Genomic DNA, 23,288 nt, shown 5'->3' on the forward strand with positions numbered 1-23,288 from the left:
GGGACAAAATGTACTCTATGGATTTTGCGTTGCAGCAAGGCGACAAGTTTGCGAATCCCCAGGAGCATAGATAACTATGTGACTGGGGTGAGCAAACGCAGTCAACGTAGCCGCAGCGCGAAAGACGACGAGTAAAAATAGCGGCTAATCATAGCTCAGCACAACGCATTTGAGAATGGCGGATTGATCTTCGCCGTCTCAGGCACCGTCGTCAGCGACCACTGAGCGACCGCATTGTGCAATAAATCCGCCGTGCTGACATCCTGCCATTGCGTCGGAACCGGCTGGCCTAAAAAGCGCAGCGCCTGAATGAGTGTCGGACGTGGATCGCCAACAGGCAAAGCAGGTGCATGATTTTGCTTGGAAAGTTTAGCACCTTCTTCATTCAATGCCAGCGGCAGGTGAATATAGTCAGGCGCTGGCCAGCCAAACTGCTGGTACAGCGAGATCTGGCGGACGGTCGGCTCGATCAAATCGGCCCCGCGGACGATTTCCGTCACCCCCTGAAAATGGTCATCGACCACCACGGCGAGATTATAAGCAAATAATCCATCACGACGATGAATAATGAAATCTTCGCGGGCCAGAGGTTCGTCGGCCTTGATTGTGCCGCGCAGCAGGTCGGTGAATTCGGTCACCGGATGCGTCTGGCGCAGACGCAGGGCGGCATTTTGCGGGCCGTTCTTCAGCTCGCGACAGTGACCGTCATAGGTGCCGCCGATGCTCTGAATGCGCGCGCGCGTGCAGGTGCAGTAGTAGCACAGGTCCTGGCTTTTCAGCCAAGCCAGCGCTTCACGATAGGCATCGTGGCGCTGCGACTGCCACAGCACGTCGCCGTCCCAGTGGAGGCCGTAATGTTCCAGCTGATGCAAAATGGTGGTTGCAGCACCGGGAACTTCACGCGGGGGATCGATATCTTCAATGCGGACTCGCCAGATACCGCGTTGAGCGCGGGCCTGGAGATAGCTGCCAAGCGCGGCAATCAACGAGCCGAAATGTAGCTCACCGGACGGGGAAGGGGCAAAGCGCCCTATATAAGGTTGTGTTGACATGTTTATTGCAATAAAAAACAACAAGGCGGGAGAGATTCCCGCCTTGAAGATAGAGTGTGAGCGTTCTCTTAACCTGCCATCTGCTTTTCGCGGATTTCTGCCAGCGTTTTGCAGTCAATGCACAGGTCAGCCGTTGGACGCGCTTCCAGACGACGAATACCAATTTCAACACCGCAGGACTCGCAGTAGCCGAAATCTTCATCTTCGACTTTCTTCAACGTCTTCTCGATCTTTTTGATCAACTTGCGTTCACGATCGCGGTTACGCAGTTCGAGGCTGAACTCTTCTTCCTGTGCGGCACGGTCTACCGGATCCGGGAAGTTTGCAGCTTCGTCCTGCATATGTGTAACGGTGCGATCGACTTCATCCCTAAGTTGATTACGCCATGCTTCAAGAATACGTCTGAAGTGCGCCAGCTGGGCTTCGTTCATATACTCTTCGCCTGGCTTCTCTTGGTACGGCTCCACCCCAGCGATGGCGAGAATACTCAGGGACGATGTTTTACGGTTTTGCCCTTCTTGCATGTTGCTTCTCCTTAACACGCACTATCGATCCCCGTGTTCGGGGGAAAAATCAGGCCGCTATAAATAGCAGATGCTTTTCCGGATGGCAATTATCTAAACGTAACACTTGACAATGCTGTGAGGAAAAGCGTATTTGCGCCGCAGCCCGAACACTTTCTATTCAACTTCGCCCCGCGTTAACGAAACGGGTAACGGCGATATCAGAGTCATGTTATCGGCAGAAAGTTCCGCTTTATAAGCCAAAATTTCCACCCCCTGTTTTTGCGCTTCTTGCAACAACTGTGCGTATTTAGCATCAATATGGTGTGCTGGAGAGAAATATTCAATGGCTGAGTGCAATATTGCAAACAGCAAAACGGCGCGTTCGCCGCTGGCCACAACGCCCATAAGCTCGCGCAAATGCTTCTGTCCGCGCACGGTGACGGCATCGGGAAAATAGCCGAACTCATTTTCCGCGAGTGTGACTGACTTCACTTCAATATAGCAGTTGGGGCGATCATCTGCCTGTAACATGATGTCAATTCGACTCTTTTCCTCACCATATTTCACCTCGCTTTTCAGCGTGTTGTAGCCGGCCAGTTCGGGAATTCTGCCCGTCAGAATCGCGTCTTTAGCTAAGGTGTTTGCGCGTAACGTGTTCACGCAAATAAAAGCCCCGTTTTGCTTCTGGGTTAATTCCCATGTGTGGGGATATTTACGCTTAGTGTTATCTGATGTGGAATACCACACGGTGTCGCCTGGCGTTGCGCAGCCGGTCATCGCGCCGGTGTTAGGGCAGTGCAGGGTAAAGGTTTCACCTTCAGGCGTAATGACATCGGCGAGAAAACGTTTATAACGTTTGATAAGCGTTGCGGAGTGAAGCGCGGGGATAAACTGCATCGGGTTTCCTTCGTTATTCGCTGAGCGTCCAGCGCTGCAATGACGTATATCGCGTACGACCGCCGGTGAAGCGCGATTCGTACAGCGCAAACTCGGTGACCGGGATTTCCCAGTGAAAACCGGGCGCGGGAATCGGCACCGCCTGTCCGGCGTTGCGCAGTAGCGTCAGGTGAGGGTGGAACGGCTGTGGGCTTTGGTAACAGCCGCTGCGTGCGGCCTGGGCGCGCAGCATGTTGGCCAACTGGAGCAGACCGCGCGGCGGCTGGCGCGTGCCCAGCCAGACCACGCGCGAGCGCAGCCACTGACCGGCGTCGTCAAGATGTAGCGTAAAGCCTGGCTGACGGATGCGTCCCGCCATGGCCGCCAGCGCGCGCTGTTTTTCCGCGCTGACTTCGCCCAGAAAGGCCAGCGTCAGATGCATGTTGGCTGCCGCCACCGGCACGCCCGCATCGGCGGGAAAATGATCCGCGCGCCACTGCACCAGTTGCTTCTGGATTTTCGGCGGAATTGCAATGGCGAAAAACAGTCTTTTTGACTCAGACATGGTGGGGACTCGGTTATGAATTGAGGCGATGCTACAATGTCCGCCGTTTAATGTTAACCCTCTGGAGCCATTCGTGTCCCTGTTGCCGGTCGCAAGCGTCCTTCCTGAACTTCTCCGCGCCTTACGGCAAGCCCCGCAGGTGTTGCTCAACGCCCCGACGGGCGCGGGTAAATCCACCTGGCTGCCGCTGCAAATTTTGCATGAGGGCGGAATCGATGGGCGCATCCTGCTGCTGGAACCGCGTAGGCTAGCGGCGCGTAACGTCGCGCAGCGTCTGGCGGAACTGCTCGGCGAGAAGCCGGGAGAAACGGTCGGTTACCGGATGCGCGCCGAGACCTGCGTGGGGCCGAATACCCGGTTAGAAGTGGTGACCGAAGGGATCCTCACCCGCATGATCCAGCACGATCCTGAACTTACGGGCGTGGGGCTGGTGATCCTCGATGAGTTTCACGAACGCAGTTTACAGGCGGATCTGGCGCTGGCGCTGCTGCTTGACGTTCAGCAGGGGCTACGTGACGATCTCAAACTGCTGATCATGTCGGCAACGCTTGATAACGAGCGCCTGCAGCGTTTGCTGCCGGACGCGCCGGCCGTGGTATCCGAAGGCCGGGCTTATCCCGTCGAACGCCGCTATCAATCGCTGCCCACGCATCAGCGGTTTGATGAAGCCGTGGCGATAGCGGCTGCGGAGCTTCTGCGTCAAGAGCGCGGCTCGCTGCTGCTGTTCTTACCCGGCGTCGGCGAAATTCAGCGAGTGCAGAATCACCTTGCTGAACGCGTTGCCGATGACGTGCTGCTGTGTCCTTTATACGGCGCGCTGCCGCTGAATGAACAGCGCAAGGCGATTTTGCCCGCGCCAGCCGGCAAGCGTAAGGTGGTGCTGGCGACCAATATTGCCGAAACCAGTTTGACCATTGAAGGCATTCGTCTGGTGGTGGACAGTGCCCAGGAGCGGGTAGCGCGCTTTGACGTGCGCACCGGGTTAACGCGTCTGCTCACTCAGCGTGTCAGTCAGGCCTCGATGACCCAACGCGCGGGGCGTGCCGGGCGTCTGGAGCCGGGCGTGTGCGTGCATCTGCTGGCGAAAGAGCAGGCCGAGCGCGCGGCGGCTCAGAGCGATGCGGAAATTTTACAAAGCGATCTCTCCTCGCTGCTGCTGGACCTGATGCAGTGGGGCTGTGCCGACCCAGCGCAACTGAGCTGGCTCGATCGGCCGCCCGCGGTGAACCTGGCGGCGGCCCGTCGCCTGCTGACGCAGCTTCAGGCGCTGGAGGGCGAACGCCTGACGGTGAAAGGGCAAAAGATGGCGGCGCTTGGCATCGATCCGCGTCTGGCGGCGATGCTGCTGGCGGCGCAAAGCGACGACGAAGTGGCGACGGCGGCCCGGTTGGCGGCCATCCTTGAAGAACCGCCGCGCGGTGGCAATAGCGACCTGCTGCAGGCGTTTCCCCGCTCTCATGGGCCATGGCAGCAGCGCAGCCAGCAGCTTTGCAAGCGATTGAACCGTCGCGCCGGGCAGCCGGATGTGGACGCCATTGCGCCGCTGCTGGCGCAGGGGTTCCCCGACCGTATTGCCCGCCGTCGTGGTCAGGAAGGCCGTTATCAGCTCGCGAATGGCATGGGGGCGATGCTGGATGCTGACGATGCGTTAGGCCGTCACGAGTGGCTGATTGCGCCGCTGCTGTTACAGGGCAACGCCTCGCCGGACGCGCGCATTTTGCAGGCCTGCGCGGTGGATATCGACGCGCTGGTCAGCCGCTGCCCGCATCTGCTTCAACAATCTGACACCGTGGAGTGGGATGATACGCAGGGCACGCTGAAAGCGCTACGGCGGAGTCAAATTGGCCTGTTGACGTTGAGTGTGCGCCCGTTGGCCAGGCCGTCCGAAAGTGAATTGCATCAGGCGATGCTCACGGGTATTCGCGAGAAAGGATTAAGCGTGTTGAACTGGACGAACGAAGCGGAACAGCTACGCTTGCGGTTACAATGCGCGGCGCAGTGGCTGCCGGAAGAGGCATGGCCCGCGGTGGATGACGCGTCGCTGCTGGCGGAACTGGAGAATTGGCTGTTGCCGCAGATGAGCGGTATCCATTCGCTGCGTGGCCTGAAATCGCTGGATATTCACCAGGCGCTACTCGACTGGTTGCCGTGGTCATTACGACAACGTCTGGTGAGTTCGCTGCCAACTCATTACACTGTGCCCACGGGAAGCCGTATTGCGATTCGCTACCACGAAGATAATCCGCCTGCGCTTGCCGTACGTATGCAGGAGATGTTTGGCGAAGCCAGTACGCCGACTATCGCCGAGGGGCGCGTAGCGCTGGTGCTGGAGCTGCTGTCACCGGCTCAGCGGCCGCTGCAAATTACGCGTGATTTAAGCGCGTTCTGGCAGGGGGCGTACCGCGAGGTGCAAAAAGAGATGAAAGGGCGTTATCCGAAACACGTCTGGCCGGACGATCCGGCGAATACCGCGCCAACGCGGCGGACGAAGAAGTATTCTGCCTGATGGCGATACGCTTATCAGGCCTACGGTTAAGCGAGTAGGCCGGATAAGCCGAAGTCGCCATCCGGCATAAACACAGCGTAAAATTGAGAGATATCTTCTTCTGTCCTGTGACAGAAGAATTGAGAATCAGGCCTTTATGCCTGAATGTTGCGGAGAAAAAGCATGGCGGGGAATGACCGCGAGCCGATTGGACGGAAGGGCAAACCTGCACGTCCGGCAAAACAAAAGGTAAGCCGTCGACAGCTCAGAGATGATGAGTATGACGACGATTATGATGATGATGGCTACGACGACGAAAAACCACGTGCGCGTAAAGGCGGCAAGGGGAAAAAAACGCGCGGCAAACGCCGCTGGTTCTGGTTCCTGGTCAAACTGGGGATCGTCTTCGCGGTACTGATTGCTATCTATGGCGTCTATCTGGATCAAAAAATCCGTAGCCGCATTGACGGTAAAGTCTGGCAGCTGCCGGCGGCGGTGTATGGCCGCATGGTTAGCCTCGAGCCGGATATGGCTATCAGCAAGAACGAGATGATTCAGCTGCTGACGGCGACTCAGTATCGTCAGGTGACGGCGATGACGCGGCCCGGTGAATTCACCGTGCAGGCGAGCAGCATCGAGATGATCCGTCGTCCGTTCGATTTCCCGGACAGCAAAGAGGGGCAGGTGCGTGCGCGTCTGACCTTCGACGGCGCGCGTCTGGATAGCATCGAAAACATGGATAACAACCGTCAGTTCGGCTATTTCCGACTCGATCCGCGGTTGATCACCATGATGTCCTCGCCGAATGGCGAGCAGCGTCTGTTTGTGCCGCGCAGCGGCTTCCCGGACCTGCTTATCGATACGCTGATTGCGACCGAGGACCGCCACTTCTACGAGCATGACGGTATCAGCTTCTACTCCATGGGCCGTGCGGTGCTGGCGAACCTGACCGCCGGACGAACGGTGCAGGGGGCGAGTACGCTGACCCAGCAGCTGGTGAAGAACCTGTTCCTGTCCAGCGAGCGTTCCTACTGGCGTAAGGCCAACGAAGCCTACATGGCGCTGATTATGGACGCCCGTTACAGCAAGGACCGCATTCTTGAGCTGTATATGAACGAGGTGTACCTCGGTCAGAGCGGTGACAACGAAATCCGCGGCTTCCCGCTGGCGAGCCTCTACTACTTTGGCCGTCCGGTGGAAGAGCTGAGCCTCGACCAGCAGGCGCTGCTGGTAGGTATGGTAAAAGGGGCGTCGATTTATAACCCGTGGCGTAACCCGAAACTGGCGCTGGAACGTCGTAACCTGGTGCTGCGTCTGCTGCAGCAGCAGAACGTGATCGACCAGGAGCTGTACGACATGCTAAGCGCGCGTCCGCTGGGCGTGCAGCCGCGCGGCGGGGTGATTTCACCGCAGCCGGCGTTTATGCAAATGGTGCGTCAGGAGCTGCAGGCGAAGCTGGGCGACAAGGTGAAAGATCTCTCCGGCGTGAAGATTTTCACCACCTTTGACTCCGTTGCGCAGGATGCGGCTGAAAAAGCGGCCACCGAAGGCATCCCGGCGCTGAAGAAGCAGCGTAAACTGAGCGATCTGGAAACCGCGATGGTGGTCGTTGACCGCTTCAGCGGCGAAGTACGGGCCATGGTCGGCGGCGCGGAGCCGCAGTTTGCCGGCTACAACCGTGCGATGCAGGCGCGTCGTTCCATCGGTTCTCTGGCGAAGCCGGCAACCTACCTGACCGCGCTGAGCCAGCCGAATCAGTACCGTCTGAACACCTGGATCGCCGATGCGCCGATTGCCCTGCGCCAGCCAAATGGCCAGGTGTGGTCGCCGCAGAACGACGATCGCCGCTACAGCGGTCAGGTGATGCTGGTGGATGCGCTGACCCGTTCGATGAACGTGCCGACCGTTAACCTCGGCATGGCGCTTGGGTTACCAGCGGTCACCGATACCTGGCTGAAGCTGGGCGTGTCGAAGGATCAGCTGCACCCCGTTCCGGCGATGCTGCTTGGGGCGCTGAACCTGACGCCAATTGAAGTGGCGCAGGCGTTCCAGACTATCGCCAGCGGCGGTAATCGTGCCACGCTGTCGGCGCTGCGTTCGGTGATTGCGGAAGACGGTACCGTGCTGTACCAGAGCTTCCCGCAGGCCGAGCGTGCGGTTCCGGCACAGGCGGCGTACATGACGCTGTGGACTATGCAGCAGGTGGTTCAGCGCGGCACCGGTCGTCAATTGGGCGCGAAATACCCGAACCTGCATCTGGCAGGGAAAACCGGGACCACCAACAACAACGTCGATACCTGGTTTGCCGGCATCGATGGTCGTGAAGTGGTGATCACCTGGGTAGGCCGCGATAATAACCAGCCGACCAAGCTGTACGGCGCGAGCGGTGCGATGTCTATCTATCAGCGCTATCTGGCAAGCGAGTCGCCGATTGCGCTGGATCTGACGCCGCCGGAAGATGTGGTCAATATGGGCGTGGATGAAGGCGGTAACTTTATCTGCGGCGGTGGCGGCATGCGGATGCTGCCGGTCTGGACGACCGACCCGGATGCGCTGTGTCAGCAAAGCCAGCAGCAGATAGAACAGCAGCAGTCGACGAACCCGTTTGACTCGTCTTCATCGCAGCCGCAGCAGCAACAGCAGCAGCAGCAGCAACCGGCGCAGCAAGAGAAGAAAGAGAGCGACGGCGTCGCCGGCTGGCTCAAGGATATGTTCGGCGGAAATTAATCGCGTACGGCACCCACTCAAAGGCCTCTGTTTCTGACAGAGGCTTTTTTATATCCAGGTTTTTTCTTTTTTTTAACCTCATTATTTCATCTGTTGGTTTCTTAACCCCTTAGTTTTTGTAGGGGCGCGTATTGCTTGCTATCACCGCATTTTTTCGCCTATCATGCTGCTCGTTATAATAATAATTCTCGTTTACGTTATCATTCACTTCATCAGAGAAATACCCATGGCACGTCTTAAAACTGCTCAGCCAACCCACTCGCTGCGTAAACTCGCAGTTGTAGTAGCCACAGCGGTTAGCGGCATGTCTGTTTACGCGCAGGCAGCAGAACGACCGAAAGAAGAAACCATCACCGTTACCGCCGCTCCGGCTTCGCAAGAGAGCGCGTGGGGCCCGGCACCGACGATCGCGGCAAAGCGTTCCGCGACGGCAACCAAGACGGATACGCCGATTGAGAAGACGCCACAGTCTGTTTCGGTGATTACCCGTCAGGAAATGGACATGCGCCAGCCGACGACCGTCAAAGATGCGATGGCTTACACGCCGAGCGTTTTCTCTACACGCGGTAGTTCTTCTACTTACGATGTAGTTTCAATTCGTGGGTTCGTCGCGCCGACGACCGTTAATACCAACCAGTATCTGGATGGTATGAAACTTCAGGGGAATAACTACTCCGAAGTTTCTATGGACCCGTATTTCCTGGAACGCGTTGAAGTGATGCGTGGGCCAACCTCCGTGCTTTATGGCAATAGTAACCCGGGCGGTATCGTCAGCATGGTCAGCAAACGCCCGACCACCGAACCGCTGCGCGAAATCCAGTTTAAGATGGGCACGGATAACCTCTGGCAGACCGGCTTTGATTTCAGTGATGCAATTGATGATGCTGGCGTGTGGTCCTACCGTCTGACCGGCTTAGGCCGCAGCCAGGATGCGCAGCAGGATATGGCGAAATCGAGTCGTTACGCCGTTGCACCATCCTTCAGCTGGCGCCCGGATGACAAAACTGACTTCACCTTCCTGAGTAACTTCCAGAGCGATCCGGATGCGGGTTACTACGGCTGGCTGCCGCGTGAAGGCACCGTGGTTCCTTACGTTGATGCCAACGGTAACGCGCACAAGCTGCCGACCGACTTCAACGAAGGTGAAAAAGACAACAAGATGCAGCGTCGCCAGCAGATGGTGGGCTACAACTTCTCTCACGAATTTAACGACACCTTCACCGTACGCCAGAACCTGCGCTACGATCAGGTGAAAACGCTGTACCGCTCGGTATATGGTTACGGCTATATTGCGCCGGGTCAGATCAACCGTCAGTACGTGCGTTCTGACGAAGATCTGAATGGCTTCACCGTTGATACGCAGCTGCAATCTAAATTTGCGACCGGCGAAGTCGATCACACGCTGCTGACCGGCGTTGATTATTCTCGCATGCGTAACGATGTTGACGCGAAGTACGGTTCAGCCAATGCGCTGGATATGAATAATCCGCAGTACGGCAATCCAGGTGTAGCCATTAACTCGCTGTATGCGGTACTGAACCGTATGGAGCAGACCGGTTTGTACGCGCAGGATCAAATGGAATGGAATAAATGGGTGCTGACGCTGGGTGGTCGCTATGACTACGCGATGGCTTCAACCTTGACTCGTTCCAGCAACTCTCTGGCGCAAAACCACGACCAACAATTTACCTGGCGTGGCGGTATTAACTATCTCTTTGATAACGGTATTTCTCCGTATTTCAGCTATAGCGAATCTTTCGAACCGACTTCAGGCTCGACAAAAGAAGGTAAACCATTCGATCCTTCTCGCGGTAAGCAGTACGAGGCTGGCGTGAAGTATGTACCGAAAGATATGCCCGTGGTGCTGACTGCCGCGGTGTACCAACTGACCAAGAATAAAAACCTGACGTCCGATCCAAACGATACGACGGGTTGGTACAGCATACAAACTGGGGAAATCCGTTCTCGTGGCATCGAGCTGGAAGCGAAAGCGGCGGTTAACGAAAACATCAACGTGACGGCTGCCTATAGCTACAATGACGCAGAGTACACTGAAGACACGACCTTCAAAGGTAAGCGTCCGGCAGAAGTTCCACGTAACCAGGCTTCCCTGTGGACGGATTACACCTTCTACGACACGGCGCTGAGCGGTCTGACCTTCGGTGCGGGCGTGCGTTACACCGGCTCCACCGTGAGCTACTACAAAAACGTTGCCGCGAAGAAAAATGAAGCGTTTAGCGTAGCAGGTTACGCAATTGCCGATGCGATGGTGAAATATGACCTGGGTCGCTTCGGCTTACCGGGCTCATCCGTTGCCGTTAACGTCAATAACCTGTTCGACCGTGATTACGTCTCCAGCTGCTACAGCGAATATGCATGCTACTGGGGCGCAGAGCGTCAGGTTGTTGCGACCGCAACGTTCCGTTTCTAACCACCTCCTGGGCGCGGATTTTCCGCGCCCTTTAACATGTTGACGGTTATGCAGGACAACACAACTCACTCAGATACGACCTTTTCTCTCGAACAGGTCGTTTTTCGCGTTCCAGGCCGCACGTTACTTCATCCTCTCTCCTTAACCTTTCCAGCGGGCAAAGTGACCGGGCTCATCGGCCATAACGGCTCGGGCAAATCGACCCTGCTGAAAATGCTTGGCCGCCATCAGCCGCCGTCGGAAGGGGAGATCCTGCTTGACGGTCAGCCGCTCGAAAGCTGGAACAGCAAAGCGTTTGCCCGCAAGGTCGCCTATCTGCCGCAGCAGTTGCCGCCCGCAGAAGGGATGACGGTGCGCGAACTGGTCGCGATTGGCCGCTACCCATGGCACGGTGCGCTAGGTCGTTTTGGCGTTGCCGACCGTGAAAAGGTGGATGAGGCGATTGCGCTAGTGGGGCTGAAGCCGCTGGCACAGCGTCTGGTCGACAGTCTGTCCGGCGGTGAGCGTCAGCGTGCATGGATCGCCATGCTGGTCGCGCAGGATAGCCGCTGCCTGCTGCTTGATGAACCGACCTCTGCGCTGGACATCGCGCATCAGGTCGATGTGCTGGCATTGGTACATCGCCTGAGCCAGCAGCGCGGCCTGACCGTCGTCGCGGTGTTGCACGATATCAATATGGCGGCGCGTTACTGCGACTATCTGGTGGCACTGCGCGGCGGCGAAATGATTGCCCAGGGCACGCCGGATGAACTGATGCGCAGCGACACGCTGGAACGCATTTATGGTATCCCGATGGGGATTCTGCCACATCCAGCCGGTGCTGCACCGGTAAGTTTTGTCTATTGATGGCTGACGTAAACCTGATTAGCCGCCGTCGGTTGCTGACGGCGATGGCGCTGTCGCCGCTGTTGTGGCGGATGCAAATGGCACAGGCCGCGCCGATGAAAAACGAACGTATTGTGGCGCTGGAATGGTTACCCGTTGAGCTGATGCTGGCGCTGGGCGTCACGCCCTACGGCGTCGCGGATATACCCAACTACCGTATGTGGGTCAACGAGCCGGTGCTGCCGGATTCGGTGATTGATGTTGGCCTGCGCACGGAGCCGAATCTGGAGCTGCTGACGCAAATGAAGCCGTCGATGCTGGTGTGGTCGGCAGGCTACGGCCCTTCGCCGGAGATTCTGGCGCGCATCGCGCCGGGGCGCGGTTTCGCGTTCAGCGACGGTAAACAACCGCTGGCCCAGGCGCGTCGCTCCCTGCTGGAGATGGCCGACCTGCTGGGTAAACAGGCGGCTGCACATCGCCATCTGGCGGAGTTTGATGCCTTTATCGATGGACTGAAGCCGCGTTTCCGCCAGCGTGGGGAGCGCCCGCTGCTGATGATATCGCTGCTCGATTCGCGTCATGTGCTGGCGTTTGGCCCGAACTGCCTGTTCCAGGAGGTTCTCGACCGTCTGGGAGTCAAAAACGCCTGGCAGGGGGAAACCAACTTCTGGGGCAGTACGGTCGTGGGGATTGACCGTCTGGCGGCCTATAAAGATGTCGATGTGATTTGTTTCGATCACGGTAACGCTGCGGAAATGCGCAGCTTGTCCGCCACGCCGTTATGGCAGGCGATGCCGTTTGTACGCGCTGGCCGCATGCAGGTCGTACCGGCGGTCTGGTTCTATGGCGCCACGCTATCGGCGATGCATTTTGCCCGCATCCTGGATAATTCGTTGGGAGGCAATGCGTGAAAACGACTTTCTCTCCCTTTGCAGCACTGCTGCTGGGTCTGTTGTTTATTGCTGCGTTGGCGCTGACCTGGTTTAACTTCAGCACCGCGCTGCCGGGTTCGCTCTGGTTGCAGGCGATGCGTCAGCCGAATATCGACGCCATTGACCAGATGATTTTCCACTACAGCCTGCTGCCGCGCCTGGCGATTGCGCTGCTGGTGGGGGCGGGTCTGGGGCTGGTCGGCGTGCTGTTCCAGCAGGTTTTGCGTAACCCACTGGCAGAACCGACGACACTTGGCGTGGCCACTGGCGCGCAGCTCGGTATGACCATCACCACTCTGTGGGCGATACCGGGGGTGCTGGCGGCACAATTTGCCGCGCTGGCGGGAGCCTGCATCGTCGGGGCGCTGGTGTTTGGCGTCGCGTGGGGTAAACGGCTTTCGCCGGTCACGCTGATTCTCGCCGGTCTGGTGGTGAGCCTCTACTGTGGCGCCATCAACCAATTGCTGGTGATTTTCCACCATGACCAGCTGCAAAGCATGTTCCTGTGGAGCACCGGCACGCTGACGCAGACCGACTGGAGCGTGGTGCAGCGTTTGTGGCCGCAGCTGCTGGGCGGCGTGATGCTGACGTTGCTGCTGCTGCGTCCGCTGACGCTGATGGGGCTGGATGACGGCGTGGCCCGTAACCTCGGGCTGGCGCTGTCGCTGGCTCGTCTGGGGGCACTAACGCTGGCGATCGTCATCAGCGCCTTGCTGGTTAACGCGGTGGGGATTATTGGTTTTATCGGCCTGTTTGCGCCGCTGCTGGCGAAAATGCTGGGGGCGCGGCGTTTGCTCTCCCGACTGCTGTTGGCGCCGTTGATTGGCGCGCTGATCCTGTGGCTCTCCGATCAACTGATTCTGTGGCTGTCGCGAGTCTGGATGGAGGTCTCTACCGGCTCCGTCACCGCGCTGATTGGCGCGCCGCTGTTGCTGTGGCTGTTGCCGCGTTTGCGCAGCATGAGCGCGCCAGCAATGAACGCCAGCGACAGTGTCGCCCGTGAGCGGCAGAACGTCGCGTGGTTTGCGCTGGGCGGGTTAGTCCTCCTGTTCATTGCTGTGTTTGCCGCGCTGTCCCTGGGGCGTGACGCTTATGGCTGGCACTGGGCCAGCGGTTCACTGCTGGATCAGCTGCTCCAGTGGCGCTGGCCGCGTATTGCCTCCGCGCTGATCGCCGGGATAATGCTGGCGGTCGCGGGCTGCATTATTCAGCGTTTGACCGGTAACCCAATGGCCAGCCCGGAAGTGCTGGGTATTAGCTCCGGTGCGGCATTTGGCGTGGTGCTGATGCTGTTTATCGTGCCGGGCAACGCCTTTGGCTGGCTGTTGCCTGCCGGGAGCGTGGGCGCAGCGGTCACCCTGCTGATTATCCTGATTGCAGCCGGGCGCGGCGGCTTCTCGCCGCACCGTATGCTGCTGGCGGGGATGGCGTTGAGTACCGCATTCACCATGTTGCTGATGATGCTACAGGCGAGCGGCGACCCGCGTATGGCGCAGATTTTGACGTGGATTTCCGGCTCGACTTACAACGCCACCGGCAAGCAGGTGATGCAGTCGGCGGCCGCGATGGTGGTTCTACTGCTGCTGGTACCGCTGTGCCGTCGCTGGCTTACCATTCTGCCGCTGGGCGGTGAAACGGCGCGGTCGATCGGCATGGCGCTGGCGCCGACCCGCATCGCGCTGCTGTTGCTGGCGGCGTGCCTGACGGCGGCGGCGACGCTGACTATCGGGCCGTTGAGTTTTGTCGGTCTGATGGCGCCGCATATCGCACGGATGATGGGCTTCCGACGGACGATGCCGCATATGGTGATTTCCGCCTTGATGGGCGGCCTGCTGCTGGTGTTCGCGGATTGGTGCGGACGGATGCTTATGTTTCCGTATCAGGTGCCCGCGGGGCTGTTGTCGACCTTTATCGGCGCACCGTACTTTATCTATCTGCTGAGGAAGCAGAGCCGCTAGATGAAAGGGTGAGGGAACGTCCCCCCTCACCCCGACCCTCTCCCCAAAGGGGCGAGGGGGAAAAACGGGCTGGAGCCGTAGGTGAAGGCTGTTCCGAACGGTTCCCTCTCCCCGGTGGGGAGAGGGCTAGGGTGAGGGGGAACTGCGCGTATATCCCTTACAGCTGGGCAAACACCCGACGCGCCGCGTCGATGGTGTTATCAATATCTTCTTCGCTGTGGGCAACCGACATAAAGCCCGCCTCAAAGGCCGATGGCGCCAGGTATACGCCTTCTTCCAGCATCAGATGGAAGAAGCGCTTAAAGCGCTCAACGTCGCACTTCAGCACATCCTGATAGCAGGTGACTTCTTTGGCATCGGTGAAGAAAATACCGAACATGCCGCCCACATTGTTGACGACCAGCGGGATGCCAGCGTCTTGTGCGGCATCCAGCAGGCCTTGGGCCAGCTGGTTGGTCAGCTCGGTCAGCGTCTCGTGGACGCCCGGCTGCGCCACCTCGGTCAGGCAAGCGTAGCCCGCCGCCATTGCAATCGGGTTACCGGACAGGGTTCCCGCCTGGTAAACCGGACCGGTTGGCGCCAGCGCGTCCATGACGTCGCGACGGCCACCGAAAGCACCTACCGGCATCCCGCCGCCGATGATTTTTCCCAGACAGGTCAGATCCGGCACGACGTCGTAGTAGGACTGTGCGCCCGCCAGCGCGACGCGGAAGCCGGTCATGACCTCGTCGATGATCAGCAGCGCGCCAAACTCATCGCACAGCGCACGCAGGCCCGGCAGGAACGCCGGCTGCGGTGGGATGCAGTTCATGTTGCCGGCGACCGGCTCAACGATAATGCAGGCAATCTCCTGCGGATACTGCTCGAAGGCCGCGCGCACGGAAGCCAGATCGTTATAGGTGCAGGTGAGGGTATGTTTGGCGAAGTCTGCCGGTACACCCGGTGAATTCGGTTGGCCGAGCGTCAGCGCGCCGGAACCGGCTTTCACCAGCAGGCAGTCGGCATGACCGTGGTAGCAGCCTTCAAACTTGATGATTTTGTCGCGGCCCGTGAAGCCGCGGGCCAGGCGGATGGCGCTCATGGTGGCTTCGGTACCGGAGTTGACCATACGGACCATGTCCATGGTGGGCACCAGTTCGGTTACCAGTTTCGCCATGGTCACTTCCATTTCGGTCGGCGCGCCGAAGCTCAGGCCGCGCTCGGCCGCTTCAATGACCGCGTTGCGGATAGCCGGATGGTTATGCCCCAGTACCATTGGCCCCCAGGAGCCGACGTAATCGATATAGGCTTTACCATCGACGTCGTACAGGTAGGCGCCGTCTGCGCGTTCAATAAACAGCGGCGTGCCGCCAACGCCGGTGAAGGCGCGTACCGGCGAGTTGACGCCGCCGGGGATGAGTTCACGCGCTGCGCTATAGAGGTTTTCAGATTTGCTCATTGCCAGGATCCTGGTTCGTGAAAAATGTTTTGTCCGCTATTCTAAATTATTCCGTAGAGGTTATGAAATTTTTGCCTGATTGCAACAAAGCCCTCCTGAAGCAATTTTTTCGCGACGTAGCGCACAGGTGTGGGTAAAATGCTCCCCCTTCCTGGTTGTATTACCAATTAGTGATGACGGTATGAAAGCTGAAATACCCCCTTTAGAGGCACAACGGATTGTCCGTTTACGCCGCCGTGACGTGGTGCGTAAATTGTTGAACCGCGATAAAACGCCGCTGATGGTGCTCCTGATGGCCGCCGTGGTTGGCGCGCTGGTGGGGTTAGTCGGCGTGGCGTTTGAGCATGCGGTGAACTGGGTGATGAACGCGCGTATTGGCACGCTGGCGCAGGTGGCTGACCATTGGTTTATCGTTTGGCCGCTGGCCTTTATTCTGTCGGCGCTGCTGGCAATGGTGGGTTACTGGCTGGTGCGTCGCTTTGCGCAGGAGGCCGGTGGCTCGGGAATCCCGGAAATTGAAGGCGCGCTGGAAGAGCTACGTCCGGTGCGCTGGTGGCGCGTGTTGCCGGTGAAATTTATCGGCGGCATGGGCACGCTCGGTGCCGGTATGGTGCTGGGCCGCGAAGGGCCAACGGTGCAGATTGGCGGCAACGTGGGGCGCATGGTGAGTGATATCTTCCGCCAGCGCGGCGAAGAAGCGCGCCACACCCTGCTGGCAACCGGCGCGGCGGCGGGCCTGTCGGCGGCTTTTAACGCACCGCTGGCGGGCATACTGTTCATTATTGAAGAGATGCGACCGCAGTTCCGCTACAGCCTGATTTCAATTAAAGCGGTGTTTACCGGCGTTATCATGTCGAGCATTGTGTTCCGTATCTTCAACGGCGAAACGCCGGTGATTGAGGTCGGTAAGCTGAGCAACGCGCCGGTCAATACGCTGTGGCTGTATATGGTGCTGGGCATTGTGTTCGGCTGTTTTGGGCCGCTGTTCAATACCATGGTGCTGAAGACCCAGGATATGTTTTTCCGCATCCACGGCGGAAATATTAAAAAATGGGTGCTGATTGGCGGACTGATCGGCGGTTGCTGCGGCGTACTGGGGCTGATTCAACCGGCGGCATCGGGCGGCGGCTTTACCCTGATCCCGATTGCGGCGGCGGGTAACTACACTATCGGCGCGCTGCTGTGCCTGTTTCTGGTTCGTGTGGCGACCACGCTGCTGTGCTTCTCCTCCGGCGCGCCCGGCGGGATTTTCGCACCAATGCTGGCGTTGGGGACGCTGCTGGGGACCGCGTTTGGTACGGCGGCAGCGAGTCTGTTTCCGGCCTACCATCTGGATGCGGGGACCTTCGCTATTGCCGGGATGGGCGCGCTGCTGGCGGCTTCCGTTCGCGCACCGTTAACCGGAATTGTGCTGGTGCTGGAGATGACCGATAACTATCAGCTCATTTTGCCAATGATTATCACCGGGCTCGGTGCCACGCTATTAGCACAATTCCTCGGTGGGCAGCCGCTTTATGCCACTATCCTGGCGCGTACGTTGGCCAAGCAGGAAGCCGAGCAAGAGGCAAAAGCCCGGCAGGTTGCTGGGGAGAATACTTGAACGATTTACCAGGGTATTAGATAATGACCCAAAGAGTCGGGTTACTATTTGCCCAGACTAGCTGTAGTAATGGGAGCATAAAATGAGTGATGACGTAGCGCTGCCGCTGGAGTTTACCGACGCCGCAGCCAAAAAAGTAAAAGTCCTGATTGCGGATGAAGAGAATCCAAACCTGAAGCTGCGCGTGTACATCACGGGCGGCGGCTGCAGCGGCTTCCAGTACGGTTTTACCTTTGACGATCAGGTCAACGAAGGCGATATGACCATTGAAAAACAGGGCGTTGGCCTGGTGGTTGATCCAATGAGCCTGCAGTATCTGGTAGGCGGTTCCGTTGACTATACCGAAGGTCTGGAAGGTTCACGTTTTATCGTGACCAACCCGAACGCGACCAGCACCTGCGGCTGCGGTTCTTCCTTCAGCATCTAAGCCTGTTGACCAGATAGTTTAAAAAGCCCACCGAGAGTGGGCTTTTTGTTGTCATCCTGGCTTCCGGGGCTCCCCGGCGGCGCAGCGCCTGGCCGGGCTACACCGGATGGTTGGCCGGATAAGCGCAGCGCCATCCGGCAATCAGCGTCCGTTATCATCCAGTGCAAAGGTCGGCAGCTTGAGGTGCCAGCGAATGGCGGCAAGGCGAATGGCCAGCGTCACCACCATCCCCATCATACTGGCGTTTTCCAGCGGTACCTTGAAGGTGTAATAGGCCGTCGCGTGGACGATGCCGCCAATAATACAGGCGGTGGCGTAGATTTCGGTGCGCAGAATCATCGGCACTTCGCGCGCCAGCACGTCACGAATAATCCCACCGCCGACGCCGGTCACCACGCCCATGCACACCGCGACCAGCGGCCCTGAGTGCGCGATAAACGCTTTATTGACGCCGATACCCACGAACACCGCCAGCCCGACGGCGTCGAGCACCGGTAGCACCCACTTTGGCAGGCGGCGCGGTTGGCGCACCAGCACGATGGTCAGCATACAGGTCACCATCGCCACAACCAGGTCGGTGGGGTCTTTTACCCAGAATACCGGGCCGTTGGCGAGCGCCATATCGCGAATCGTTCCGCCCCCCACCGCGGTGACGACGCCCAGAACCAGCACGCCGAAGGGATCCATGCGCAATTTCCCCGCCAGCAACACGCCGGAGACGGCGAAAACTATGGTGCCAACAATATCAAGCCAGTAGACAAGCATGACCAATTACCCAATTAATGAACCTGCGCCAGCGCAGTACAGAGTTGTTTTGCGGCGAGGATAATACGTGGGCTTGCCCGTTCAAACCAGTCACTATTAAGGGGAATAACCGGGATTGTAAGCTGACTGGCCCAGTAGCGCTGAATTTTCGGAATCTGGCTCTCGTCACCGGCGGCGACAATGGCCTGCGGCTGACGCGTCAGTACCTGCTCACGGCTCACCTGCGGCCAGGCGACGCGGCTGTCGGCAAAGATGTTCTGACCGCCACAAATCTCCAGCACCTGGTTTTGAATTGCGCTTTTGTTACTGGTGAAAATGGGGTTGAAACCGAACTGCATAAACACGCGCTTTTTCGGCGCGTTGGCGTACTGCGCCTTCAGTTGAGTGTAGTCGTGCATCAGCGCGGCGGCGGCCTGCTCGGCTTTTTCCGGCTGCGGGCTCCACTGTGCCAGCTTGCGTAGCGCGGCGGCGATATCTTCAATACTGTGTGAGTCAATCCACAGCACGGTAATCCCAAGCGACTGCAGTTGATTAACCTGGCGCTCGGCATTGCCTTCCTTCCACGCCAGCACGACGTCCGGATGCAGCGCCACGATGCGCTCAAGGTTGATGCCTTGCCAGGAGGCGACCTGCTCGATAGCTTTGGCAGCGGCGGGATAGTCGGACCAGGCGCTAACGCCAACGGGCGTGATCCCGGCGGCAAAGGCCAGTTCGGTATTGGCAGGGGAGAGGGAGATAACCCGCGGCGCGGCATAGAGCCACGCCGGGGCGCTAAACAGCAGGGCCAGCAGCCCTGTCATCAAGCGCTTAGCCATGTGCGAGTTTCTGCACCAGCGTTTCAACCATCAGCGTCGACTGCTTCGCGGCAACCGCCAGGAATTCGTCAAAGCTCAGGTGGGATTCTTTGTCGGCAACGTCGGAGATGGCGCGCACCACCACGAACGGCACGGCAAAGCTGTGGCAAACGTGGGCAATGGCGGTGGCTTCCATCTCAACGGCAATGGCCTGCGGGAAGTTGCGACGAATTTTCGCCAGCCCTTCGGCGCCGTTAATGAAGGCGTCGCCGCTGACGATCAGGCCGCGTACCGCGTTCAGATCCAGCGCCTTGATGCAGGTTTCGGCTGCGGCAATGAGCTTATCGTCGGCTTTGAACGCCGCCGGGCAGCCGGCCATCTGGCCGATTTCGTAGCCGAAAGCGGTGACGTCGGCATCGTGATAGCGCGCTTCATCGGAGACCACGATATCACCGACTTTCAGCGTCGGCGCCAGACCGCCCGCGGAACCGGTGTTGATGATAACGTCCGGCTGGCAGCGCTCCAGCAGCAGGGCTGCGCCCATCGCGGCCGCAACTTTACCAATGCCTGACTTCAGCAGAGCAACGTCAACGCCGTTCAACTGGCCGGTGTAGATTTCACTGCCGCCGAGGGCGATGGTCTGACGATTTTCGATTTTGTCACGCAGCAGCGTAACTTCTTCTTCCATTGCGCCAATAATGCCGATTTTCATAGATTTACTCGCGATGTGCCATGTTTAAAGGCATAGTCTATCATGCGGTTCAGGGGAAGCGCATTTCTCGCGACGGAGAGGCTATGGCTAAGATTGATTTTCGCAACAAAATTAACTGGCGTCGGCGCTATCGTTCACCGCAAGGCGTCAGCTCGGAGCATGAGATCCTGCGCATTTTTGAGAGTGACCGTGGGCGCATCATCAACTCGCCGGCGATTCGCCGTTTGCAGCAGAAAACCCAGGTGTTTCCGCTGGAGCGTAACGCGGCCGTTCGCACGCGCCTCACTCACTCGATGGAGGTCCAGCAGGTAGGCCGCTATATTGCCAAAGAGATTTTAAGCCGCCTGAAAGAGAAAAAGCAGTTAGAGGCCTACGGGCTGGATGAGCTGACCGGGCCGTTTGAAAGCATCGTTGAGATGGCCTGCCTGATGCATGATATCGGCAATCCGCCGTTTGGTCACTTTGGTGAAGCGGCAATCAATGACTGGTTCAGCCAGCGCCTGGCACCGAAGGATGCGCTGCGCCAGCCTCTGAGCCACGACCGCTGTGAAGTGGTGAGCCTCCAGTTGCGTGAAGGTGAAGAAACGCTGAATGAATTGCGCCGTAAGGTGCGTCAGGACCTGTGCCACTTTGAAGGTAATGCGCAAGGGGTTCGGATGGTGCATACGCTGATGCGTATGAACCTGACCTGGGCGCAGGTAGGGTGCATCCTGAAATATACGCGCCCGGCCTGGTGGGTGGGTGAGACGCCGGTGACCCACAGCTATTTAATGAAAAAACCGGGCTACTATCTGGCCGAAGAAGGTTATATTTCGCGCTTGCGTAAAGAACTGGATTTAGCACCTTACAATCGTTTTCCATTAACCTGGATTATGGAGGCTGCCGATGATATCTCTTATTGCGTGGCGGATCTTGAGGATGCCGTTGAAAAACGTATCTTCAGCGTTGAGCAGCTGTATCAGCATTTATACGATTCCTGGCCGGAGCATACAAAAGGTTCACTGTTCGCGCTGGTCGTGGAAAATGCCTGGGATAAATCTCGCGCTAATTCGTTAAGCCGCAGTACTGAAGATCAGTTCTTTATGTATTTACGCGTGAATACATTAAATAAACTGGTGCCTTATGCGGCACAGCGGTTTATTGAGAATCTACCACAAATTTATGCGGGTGACTTTAATCACGCGCTGCTGGAAGATGAAAGCAGCTATAGTCAGCTGCTTAATCTTTATAAAAATGTGGCAATAAAACATGTGTTTAGTCATCATGAAGTTGAACAGCTGGAATTGCAGGGCTACCGGGTTATTGGTGGCCTACTGGATATCTACGCACCGTTGCTTAAATTATCCTTAAGCGATTTCAGCGAGCTGGTGGAACACGAACGGGTACGTCGGTTACCTATCGAATCCCGTCTTTTTTGCAAGCTCTCAACGCGACATCGTTTAGCTTATGTTGAGGCTATTAATAAAATTTCACGCGATGCCCTTGAATTTCCGGTGATGGAATATTATTACCGTTGTCGTTTGCTTCAGGATTATATCAGCGGAATGACCGACCTCTACGCGTGGGATGAATATCGACGGCTGATGGCCGTGGAATAATCAGAAGTTTTGTAAAGACGCTCAATAAATTTTTACTTTTCCCACGTGCGGTTGAATGGAACTTAGTGTCATAAAGTGAATCTGATAGTCACGAACACAGCAATTTTGCGTAATCTGATATTGAGATTGAAACACATGAAAAAAACCACGTTAGCAATGAGTGCTCTGGCTCTTAGTTTAAGTCTGGCTCTGTCTCCGTTGTCCGCTAGCGCGGCCGAGACGGCATCTTCTACCGCATCCGCTGCCCAGCCTATGCCTAGCCTGGCGCCGATGCTGGAAAAAGTGATGCCGTCTGTCGTCAGCATTAATGTTGAGGGCAGCACAACGGTAAACACGCCGCGTATGGGCCGTAATTTCCAGCAGTTCTTCGGCGACAACTCGCCGTTCTGTCAGGACGGTTCACCGTTCCAGAGCTCGCCTTTCTGCCAGGGGGCTGGCCCGGACGGCGGTAACGGTGGCGCCCAGCCGCAGCAGCAACAGAAATTTATGGCACTGGGTTCTGGCGTGGTGATTGACGCCGCCAAAGGCTACGTCGTCACCAACAACCATGTGGTTGATAACGCCAACGTGATTAAGGTACAACTGAGCGATGGACGTAAGTTCGACGCCAAAGTGGTTGGCAAAGATCCGCGCTCGGATATCGCGCTGATTCAGATTCAGGATCCGAAAAACCTGACGGCAATTAAGCTGGCGGACTCCGATGCTCTGCGCGTGGGCGACTACACCGTGGCGATTGGTAACCCGTTTGGTCTGGGCGAAACCGTCACTTCCGGTATCGTTTCGGCGCTGGGTCGTAGCGGCCTGAACGTCGAAAACTACGAAAACTTTATCCAGACCGATGCGGCGATCAACCGCGGTAACTCCGGCGGCGCGCTGGTGAACCTGAACGGTGAATTGATTGGTATCAACACCGCGATCCTTGCACCGGACGGTGGCAACATCGGTATCGGCTTCGCCATTCCAAGCAATATGGTGAAAAACCTGACCGATCAGATGGTGAAATTCGGCCAGGTAAAACGCGGTGAACTGGGCATTATGGGCACCGAGCTGAACTCTGAACTGGCGAAAGCAATGAAAGTTGACGCGCAGCGCGGCGCTTTCGTGAGCCAGGTCATGCCGAACTCCTCTGCGGCGAAAGCGGGCATTAAAGCCGGTGACGTGATTACCGCCCTGAACGGTAAGCCGATCAGCAGCTTCGCGGCGCTGCGTGCCCAGGTGGGCACCATGCCGGTGGGCAGCAAAATTACCCTCGGTCTGCTGCGCGACGGCAAGCCGGTCACGGTGAATCTGGAACTGCAGCAGAGCAGTCAGACTCAGGTAGAGTCCAGCAGTATCTTCAATGGGATTGAAGGTGCGGAAATGAGCAACAAAGGCCAGGATAAAGGCGTGGTGGTTAACGCGGTGAAAGCCGGTACCCCGGCCGCGCAGATTGGTCTGAAGAAAGGCGACGTTATCGTGGGCGCGAACCAGCAGGCAGTGAAAAACATCGCCGAGCTGCGCAAAATCCTCGACAGCAAGCCGTCCGTTCTGGCGCTGAACATTCAGCGTGGTGATAGCTCTATCTACCTGCTGATGCAGTAATCATGACCTCAACCCT

The 23,288-nt window shown here is 57.8% G+C and carries 18 protein-coding genes; 10 read left to right on the plus strand and 8 right to left on the minus strand.

Features of this window, described 5'->3' with window-relative positions:
- Positions 1 to 155: 155 nt before the first annotated feature.
- The 4 genes from gluQRS to thpR form a co-directional block, all read right to left on the minus strand.
- Positions 156 to 1,052, minus strand: coding sequence for a tRNA glutamyl-Q(34) synthetase GluQRS (gluQRS, locus tag M989_RS17875; protein WP_064547533.1), 897 nt, complete (start codon positions 1,050 to 1,052; stop codon positions 156 to 158).
- 68 nt (positions 1,053 to 1,120) lie between these two features.
- On the minus strand, positions 1,121 to 1,576 hold the full coding sequence (dksA, locus tag M989_RS17880) for an RNA polymerase-binding protein DksA (protein ID WP_001155227.1): 456 nt from the start codon (positions 1,574 to 1,576) through the stop codon (positions 1,121 to 1,123).
- Between the two features lie 156 nt (positions 1,577 to 1,732).
- Positions 1,733 to 2,455, minus strand: coding sequence for a DNA/RNA nuclease SfsA (sfsA, locus tag M989_RS17885; RefSeq protein WP_064547535.1), 723 nt, complete (start codon positions 2,453 to 2,455; stop codon positions 1,733 to 1,735).
- Positions 2,456 to 2,468: 13 nt separating this feature from the next.
- Positions 2,469 to 2,999 carry an RNA 2',3'-cyclic phosphodiesterase gene (gene thpR / locus M989_RS17890; protein WP_064547537.1) on the minus strand — a complete coding sequence of 177 codons (531 nt, stop codon included), beginning with the start codon at positions 2,997 to 2,999 and terminating at the stop codon, positions 2,469 to 2,471.
- Between the two features lie 73 nt (positions 3,000 to 3,072).
- Here thpR and hrpB point away from each other — a divergent pair, with 73 nt between their 5' ends.
- The 6 genes from hrpB (at position 3,073) to fhuB (ending at position 14,357) form a co-directional block, all read left to right on the plus strand.
- Positions 3,073 to 5,505 carry an ATP-dependent helicase HrpB gene (hrpB, locus tag M989_RS17895; protein ID WP_064547540.1) on the plus strand — a complete coding sequence of 811 codons (2,433 nt, stop codon included), beginning with the start codon at positions 3,073 to 3,075 and terminating at the stop codon, positions 5,503 to 5,505.
- A gap of 162 nt (positions 5,506 to 5,667) precedes the next feature.
- Positions 5,668 to 8,211, plus strand: a complete 2,544-nt coding sequence (gene mrcB, locus M989_RS17900) for a bifunctional glycosyl transferase/transpeptidase (protein ID WP_064547542.1) — start codon at positions 5,668 to 5,670, stop codon at positions 8,209 to 8,211.
- A gap of 226 nt (positions 8,212 to 8,437) precedes the next feature.
- Positions 8,438 to 10,642, plus strand: coding sequence for a ferrichrome porin FhuA (fhuA, locus tag M989_RS17905; protein WP_064547544.1), 2,205 nt, complete (start codon positions 8,438 to 8,440; stop codon positions 10,640 to 10,642).
- 48 nt (positions 10,643 to 10,690) lie between these two features.
- Positions 10,691 to 11,488: a Fe3+-hydroxamate ABC transporter ATP-binding protein FhuC gene (gene fhuC, locus M989_RS17910; protein WP_064547545.1), complete on the plus strand. Its 798-nt coding sequence runs from the start codon at positions 10,691 to 10,693 to the stop codon at positions 11,486 to 11,488.
- On the plus strand, positions 11,488 to 12,378 hold the full coding sequence (gene fhuD / locus M989_RS17915) for a Fe(3+)-hydroxamate ABC transporter substrate-binding protein FhuD (protein ID WP_064547547.1): 891 nt from the start codon (positions 11,488 to 11,490) through the stop codon (positions 12,376 to 12,378). Before fhuC ends, fhuD begins: the two co-directional genes overlap by 1 nt.
- Positions 12,375 to 14,357, plus strand: coding sequence for a Fe(3+)-hydroxamate ABC transporter permease FhuB (gene fhuB / locus M989_RS17920; protein WP_064547549.1), 1,983 nt, complete (start codon positions 12,375 to 12,377; stop codon positions 14,355 to 14,357). Before fhuD ends, fhuB begins: the two co-directional genes overlap by 4 nt.
- 157 nt (positions 14,358 to 14,514) lie before the next feature.
- On the opposite strand, the gene hemL is transcribed toward fhuB, so the two are convergent.
- Complete coding sequence (hemL, locus tag M989_RS17925; protein ID WP_064547551.1) at positions 14,515 to 15,795, minus strand: glutamate-1-semialdehyde 2,1-aminomutase; 1,281 nt, start codon at positions 15,793 to 15,795, stop codon at positions 14,515 to 14,517.
- 181 nt (positions 15,796 to 15,976) lie between these two features.
- Here hemL and clcA point away from each other — a divergent pair, with 181 nt between their 5' ends.
- Together clcA and erpA are read left to right on the plus strand one after the other, a co-directional pair.
- Positions 15,977 to 17,395: a H(+)/Cl(-) exchange transporter ClcA gene (gene clcA, locus M989_RS17930; protein ID WP_077248564.1), complete on the plus strand. Its 1,419-nt coding sequence runs from the start codon at positions 15,977 to 15,979 to the stop codon at positions 17,393 to 17,395.
- 82 nt (positions 17,396 to 17,477) lie between these two features.
- A complete protein-coding gene (gene erpA / locus M989_RS17935; RefSeq protein WP_064547553.1) occupies positions 17,478 to 17,822 on the plus strand; it encodes an iron-sulfur cluster insertion protein ErpA in 345 nt (114 codons plus the stop codon).
- 141 nt (positions 17,823 to 17,963) lie between these two features.
- Here the strand turns inward: erpA and M989_RS17940 are convergent, their stop codons facing one another.
- Genes M989_RS17940 through mtnN form a run of 3 tightly spaced genes read right to left on the minus strand, consistent with a single transcriptional unit; the run spans position 17,964 to position 20,093 of the window.
- Positions 17,964 to 18,587 carry a TRIC cation channel family protein gene (locus M989_RS17940; RefSeq protein WP_064547555.1) on the minus strand — a complete coding sequence of 208 codons (624 nt, stop codon included), beginning with the start codon at positions 18,585 to 18,587 and terminating at the stop codon, positions 17,964 to 17,966.
- A gap of 14 nt (positions 18,588 to 18,601) precedes the next feature.
- Entirely contained in the window at positions 18,602 to 19,402 is an 801-nt protein-coding gene (gene btuF / locus M989_RS17945) for a vitamin B12 ABC transporter substrate-binding protein BtuF (RefSeq protein ID WP_064547557.1), read from the minus strand.
- Positions 19,395 to 20,093 carry a 5'-methylthioadenosine/S-adenosylhomocysteine nucleosidase gene (mtnN, locus tag M989_RS17950; protein ID WP_064547559.1) on the minus strand — a complete coding sequence of 233 codons (699 nt, stop codon included), beginning with the start codon at positions 20,091 to 20,093 and terminating at the stop codon, positions 19,395 to 19,397. Before mtnN ends, btuF begins: the two co-directional genes overlap by 8 nt.
- Before the next feature lie 83 nt (positions 20,094 to 20,176).
- Here mtnN and dgt point away from each other — a divergent pair, with 83 nt between their 5' ends.
- The gene (gene dgt / locus M989_RS17955; RefSeq protein ID WP_064547561.1) at positions 20,177 to 21,691 is read left to right on the plus strand and encodes a dGTPase; all 1,515 of its coding nucleotides are present in this window, start codon (positions 20,177 to 20,179) and stop codon (positions 21,689 to 21,691) included.
- Positions 21,692 to 21,826: 135 nt separating this feature from the next.
- On the plus strand, positions 21,827 to 23,272 hold the full coding sequence (degP, locus tag M989_RS17960) for a serine endoprotease DegP (protein WP_064547563.1): 1,446 nt from the start codon (positions 21,827 to 21,829) through the stop codon (positions 23,270 to 23,272).
- The last annotated feature ends 16 nt before the right edge of the window (positions 23,273 to 23,288 follow it).

This window comes from Kluyvera georgiana ATCC 51603, from assembly GCF_001654985.1.
Taxonomy (GTDB): Bacteria; Pseudomonadota; Gammaproteobacteria; order Enterobacterales; family Enterobacteriaceae; genus Kluyvera; species Kluyvera georgiana.

What these genes read in the sequence shown, in the direction of transcription:
- thpR (WP_064547537.1), bottom strand. Translation starts at nt 2,999, where the DNA reads ATGTCTGAGTCAAAAAGACTGTTTTTCGCCATTGCAATTCCGCCGAAA.
- erpA (WP_064547553.1), top strand. Translation starts at nt 17,478, where the DNA reads ATGAGTGATGACGTAGCGCTGCCGCTGGAGTTTACCGACGCCGCAGCC.
- fhuC (WP_064547545.1), top strand. Translation starts at nt 10,691, where the DNA reads ATGCAGGACAACACAACTCACTCAGATACGACCTTTTCTCTCGAACAG.
- mrcB (WP_064547542.1), top strand. Translation starts at nt 5,668, where the DNA reads ATGGCGGGGAATGACCGCGAGCCGATTGGACGGAAGGGCAAACCTGCA.
- clcA (WP_077248564.1), top strand. Translation starts at nt 15,977, where the DNA reads ATGAAAGCTGAAATACCCCCTTTAGAGGCACAACGGATTGTCCGTTTA.
- M989_RS17940 (WP_064547555.1), bottom strand. Translation starts at nt 18,587, where the DNA reads ATGCTTGTCTACTGGCTTGATATTGTTGGCACCATAGTTTTCGCCGTC.
- dgt (WP_064547561.1), top strand. Translation starts at nt 20,177, where the DNA reads ATGGCTAAGATTGATTTTCGCAACAAAATTAACTGGCGTCGGCGCTAT.
- fhuA (WP_064547544.1), top strand. Translation starts at nt 8,438, where the DNA reads ATGGCACGTCTTAAAACTGCTCAGCCAACCCACTCGCTGCGTAAACTC.
- dksA (WP_001155227.1), bottom strand. Translation starts at nt 1,576, where the DNA reads ATGCAAGAAGGGCAAAACCGTAAAACATCGTCCCTGAGTATTCTCGCC.
- gluQRS (WP_064547533.1), bottom strand. Translation starts at nt 1,052, where the DNA reads ATGTCAACACAACCTTATATAGGGCGCTTTGCCCCTTCCCCGTCCGGT.
- hemL (WP_064547551.1), bottom strand. Translation starts at nt 15,795, where the DNA reads ATGAGCAAATCTGAAAACCTCTATAGCGCAGCGCGTGAACTCATCCCC.
- btuF (WP_064547557.1), bottom strand. Translation starts at nt 19,402, where the DNA reads ATGGCTAAGCGCTTGATGACAGGGCTGCTGGCCCTGCTGTTTAGCGCC.
- sfsA (WP_064547535.1), bottom strand. Translation starts at nt 2,455, where the DNA reads ATGCAGTTTATCCCCGCGCTTCACTCCGCAACGCTTATCAAACGTTAT.
- degP (WP_064547563.1), top strand. Translation starts at nt 21,827, where the DNA reads ATGAAAAAAACCACGTTAGCAATGAGTGCTCTGGCTCTTAGTTTAAGT.
- fhuD (WP_064547547.1), top strand. Translation starts at nt 11,488, where the DNA reads ATGGCTGACGTAAACCTGATTAGCCGCCGTCGGTTGCTGACGGCGATG.
- mtnN (WP_064547559.1), bottom strand. Translation starts at nt 20,093, where the DNA reads ATGAAAATCGGCATTATTGGCGCAATGGAAGAAGAAGTTACGCTGCTG.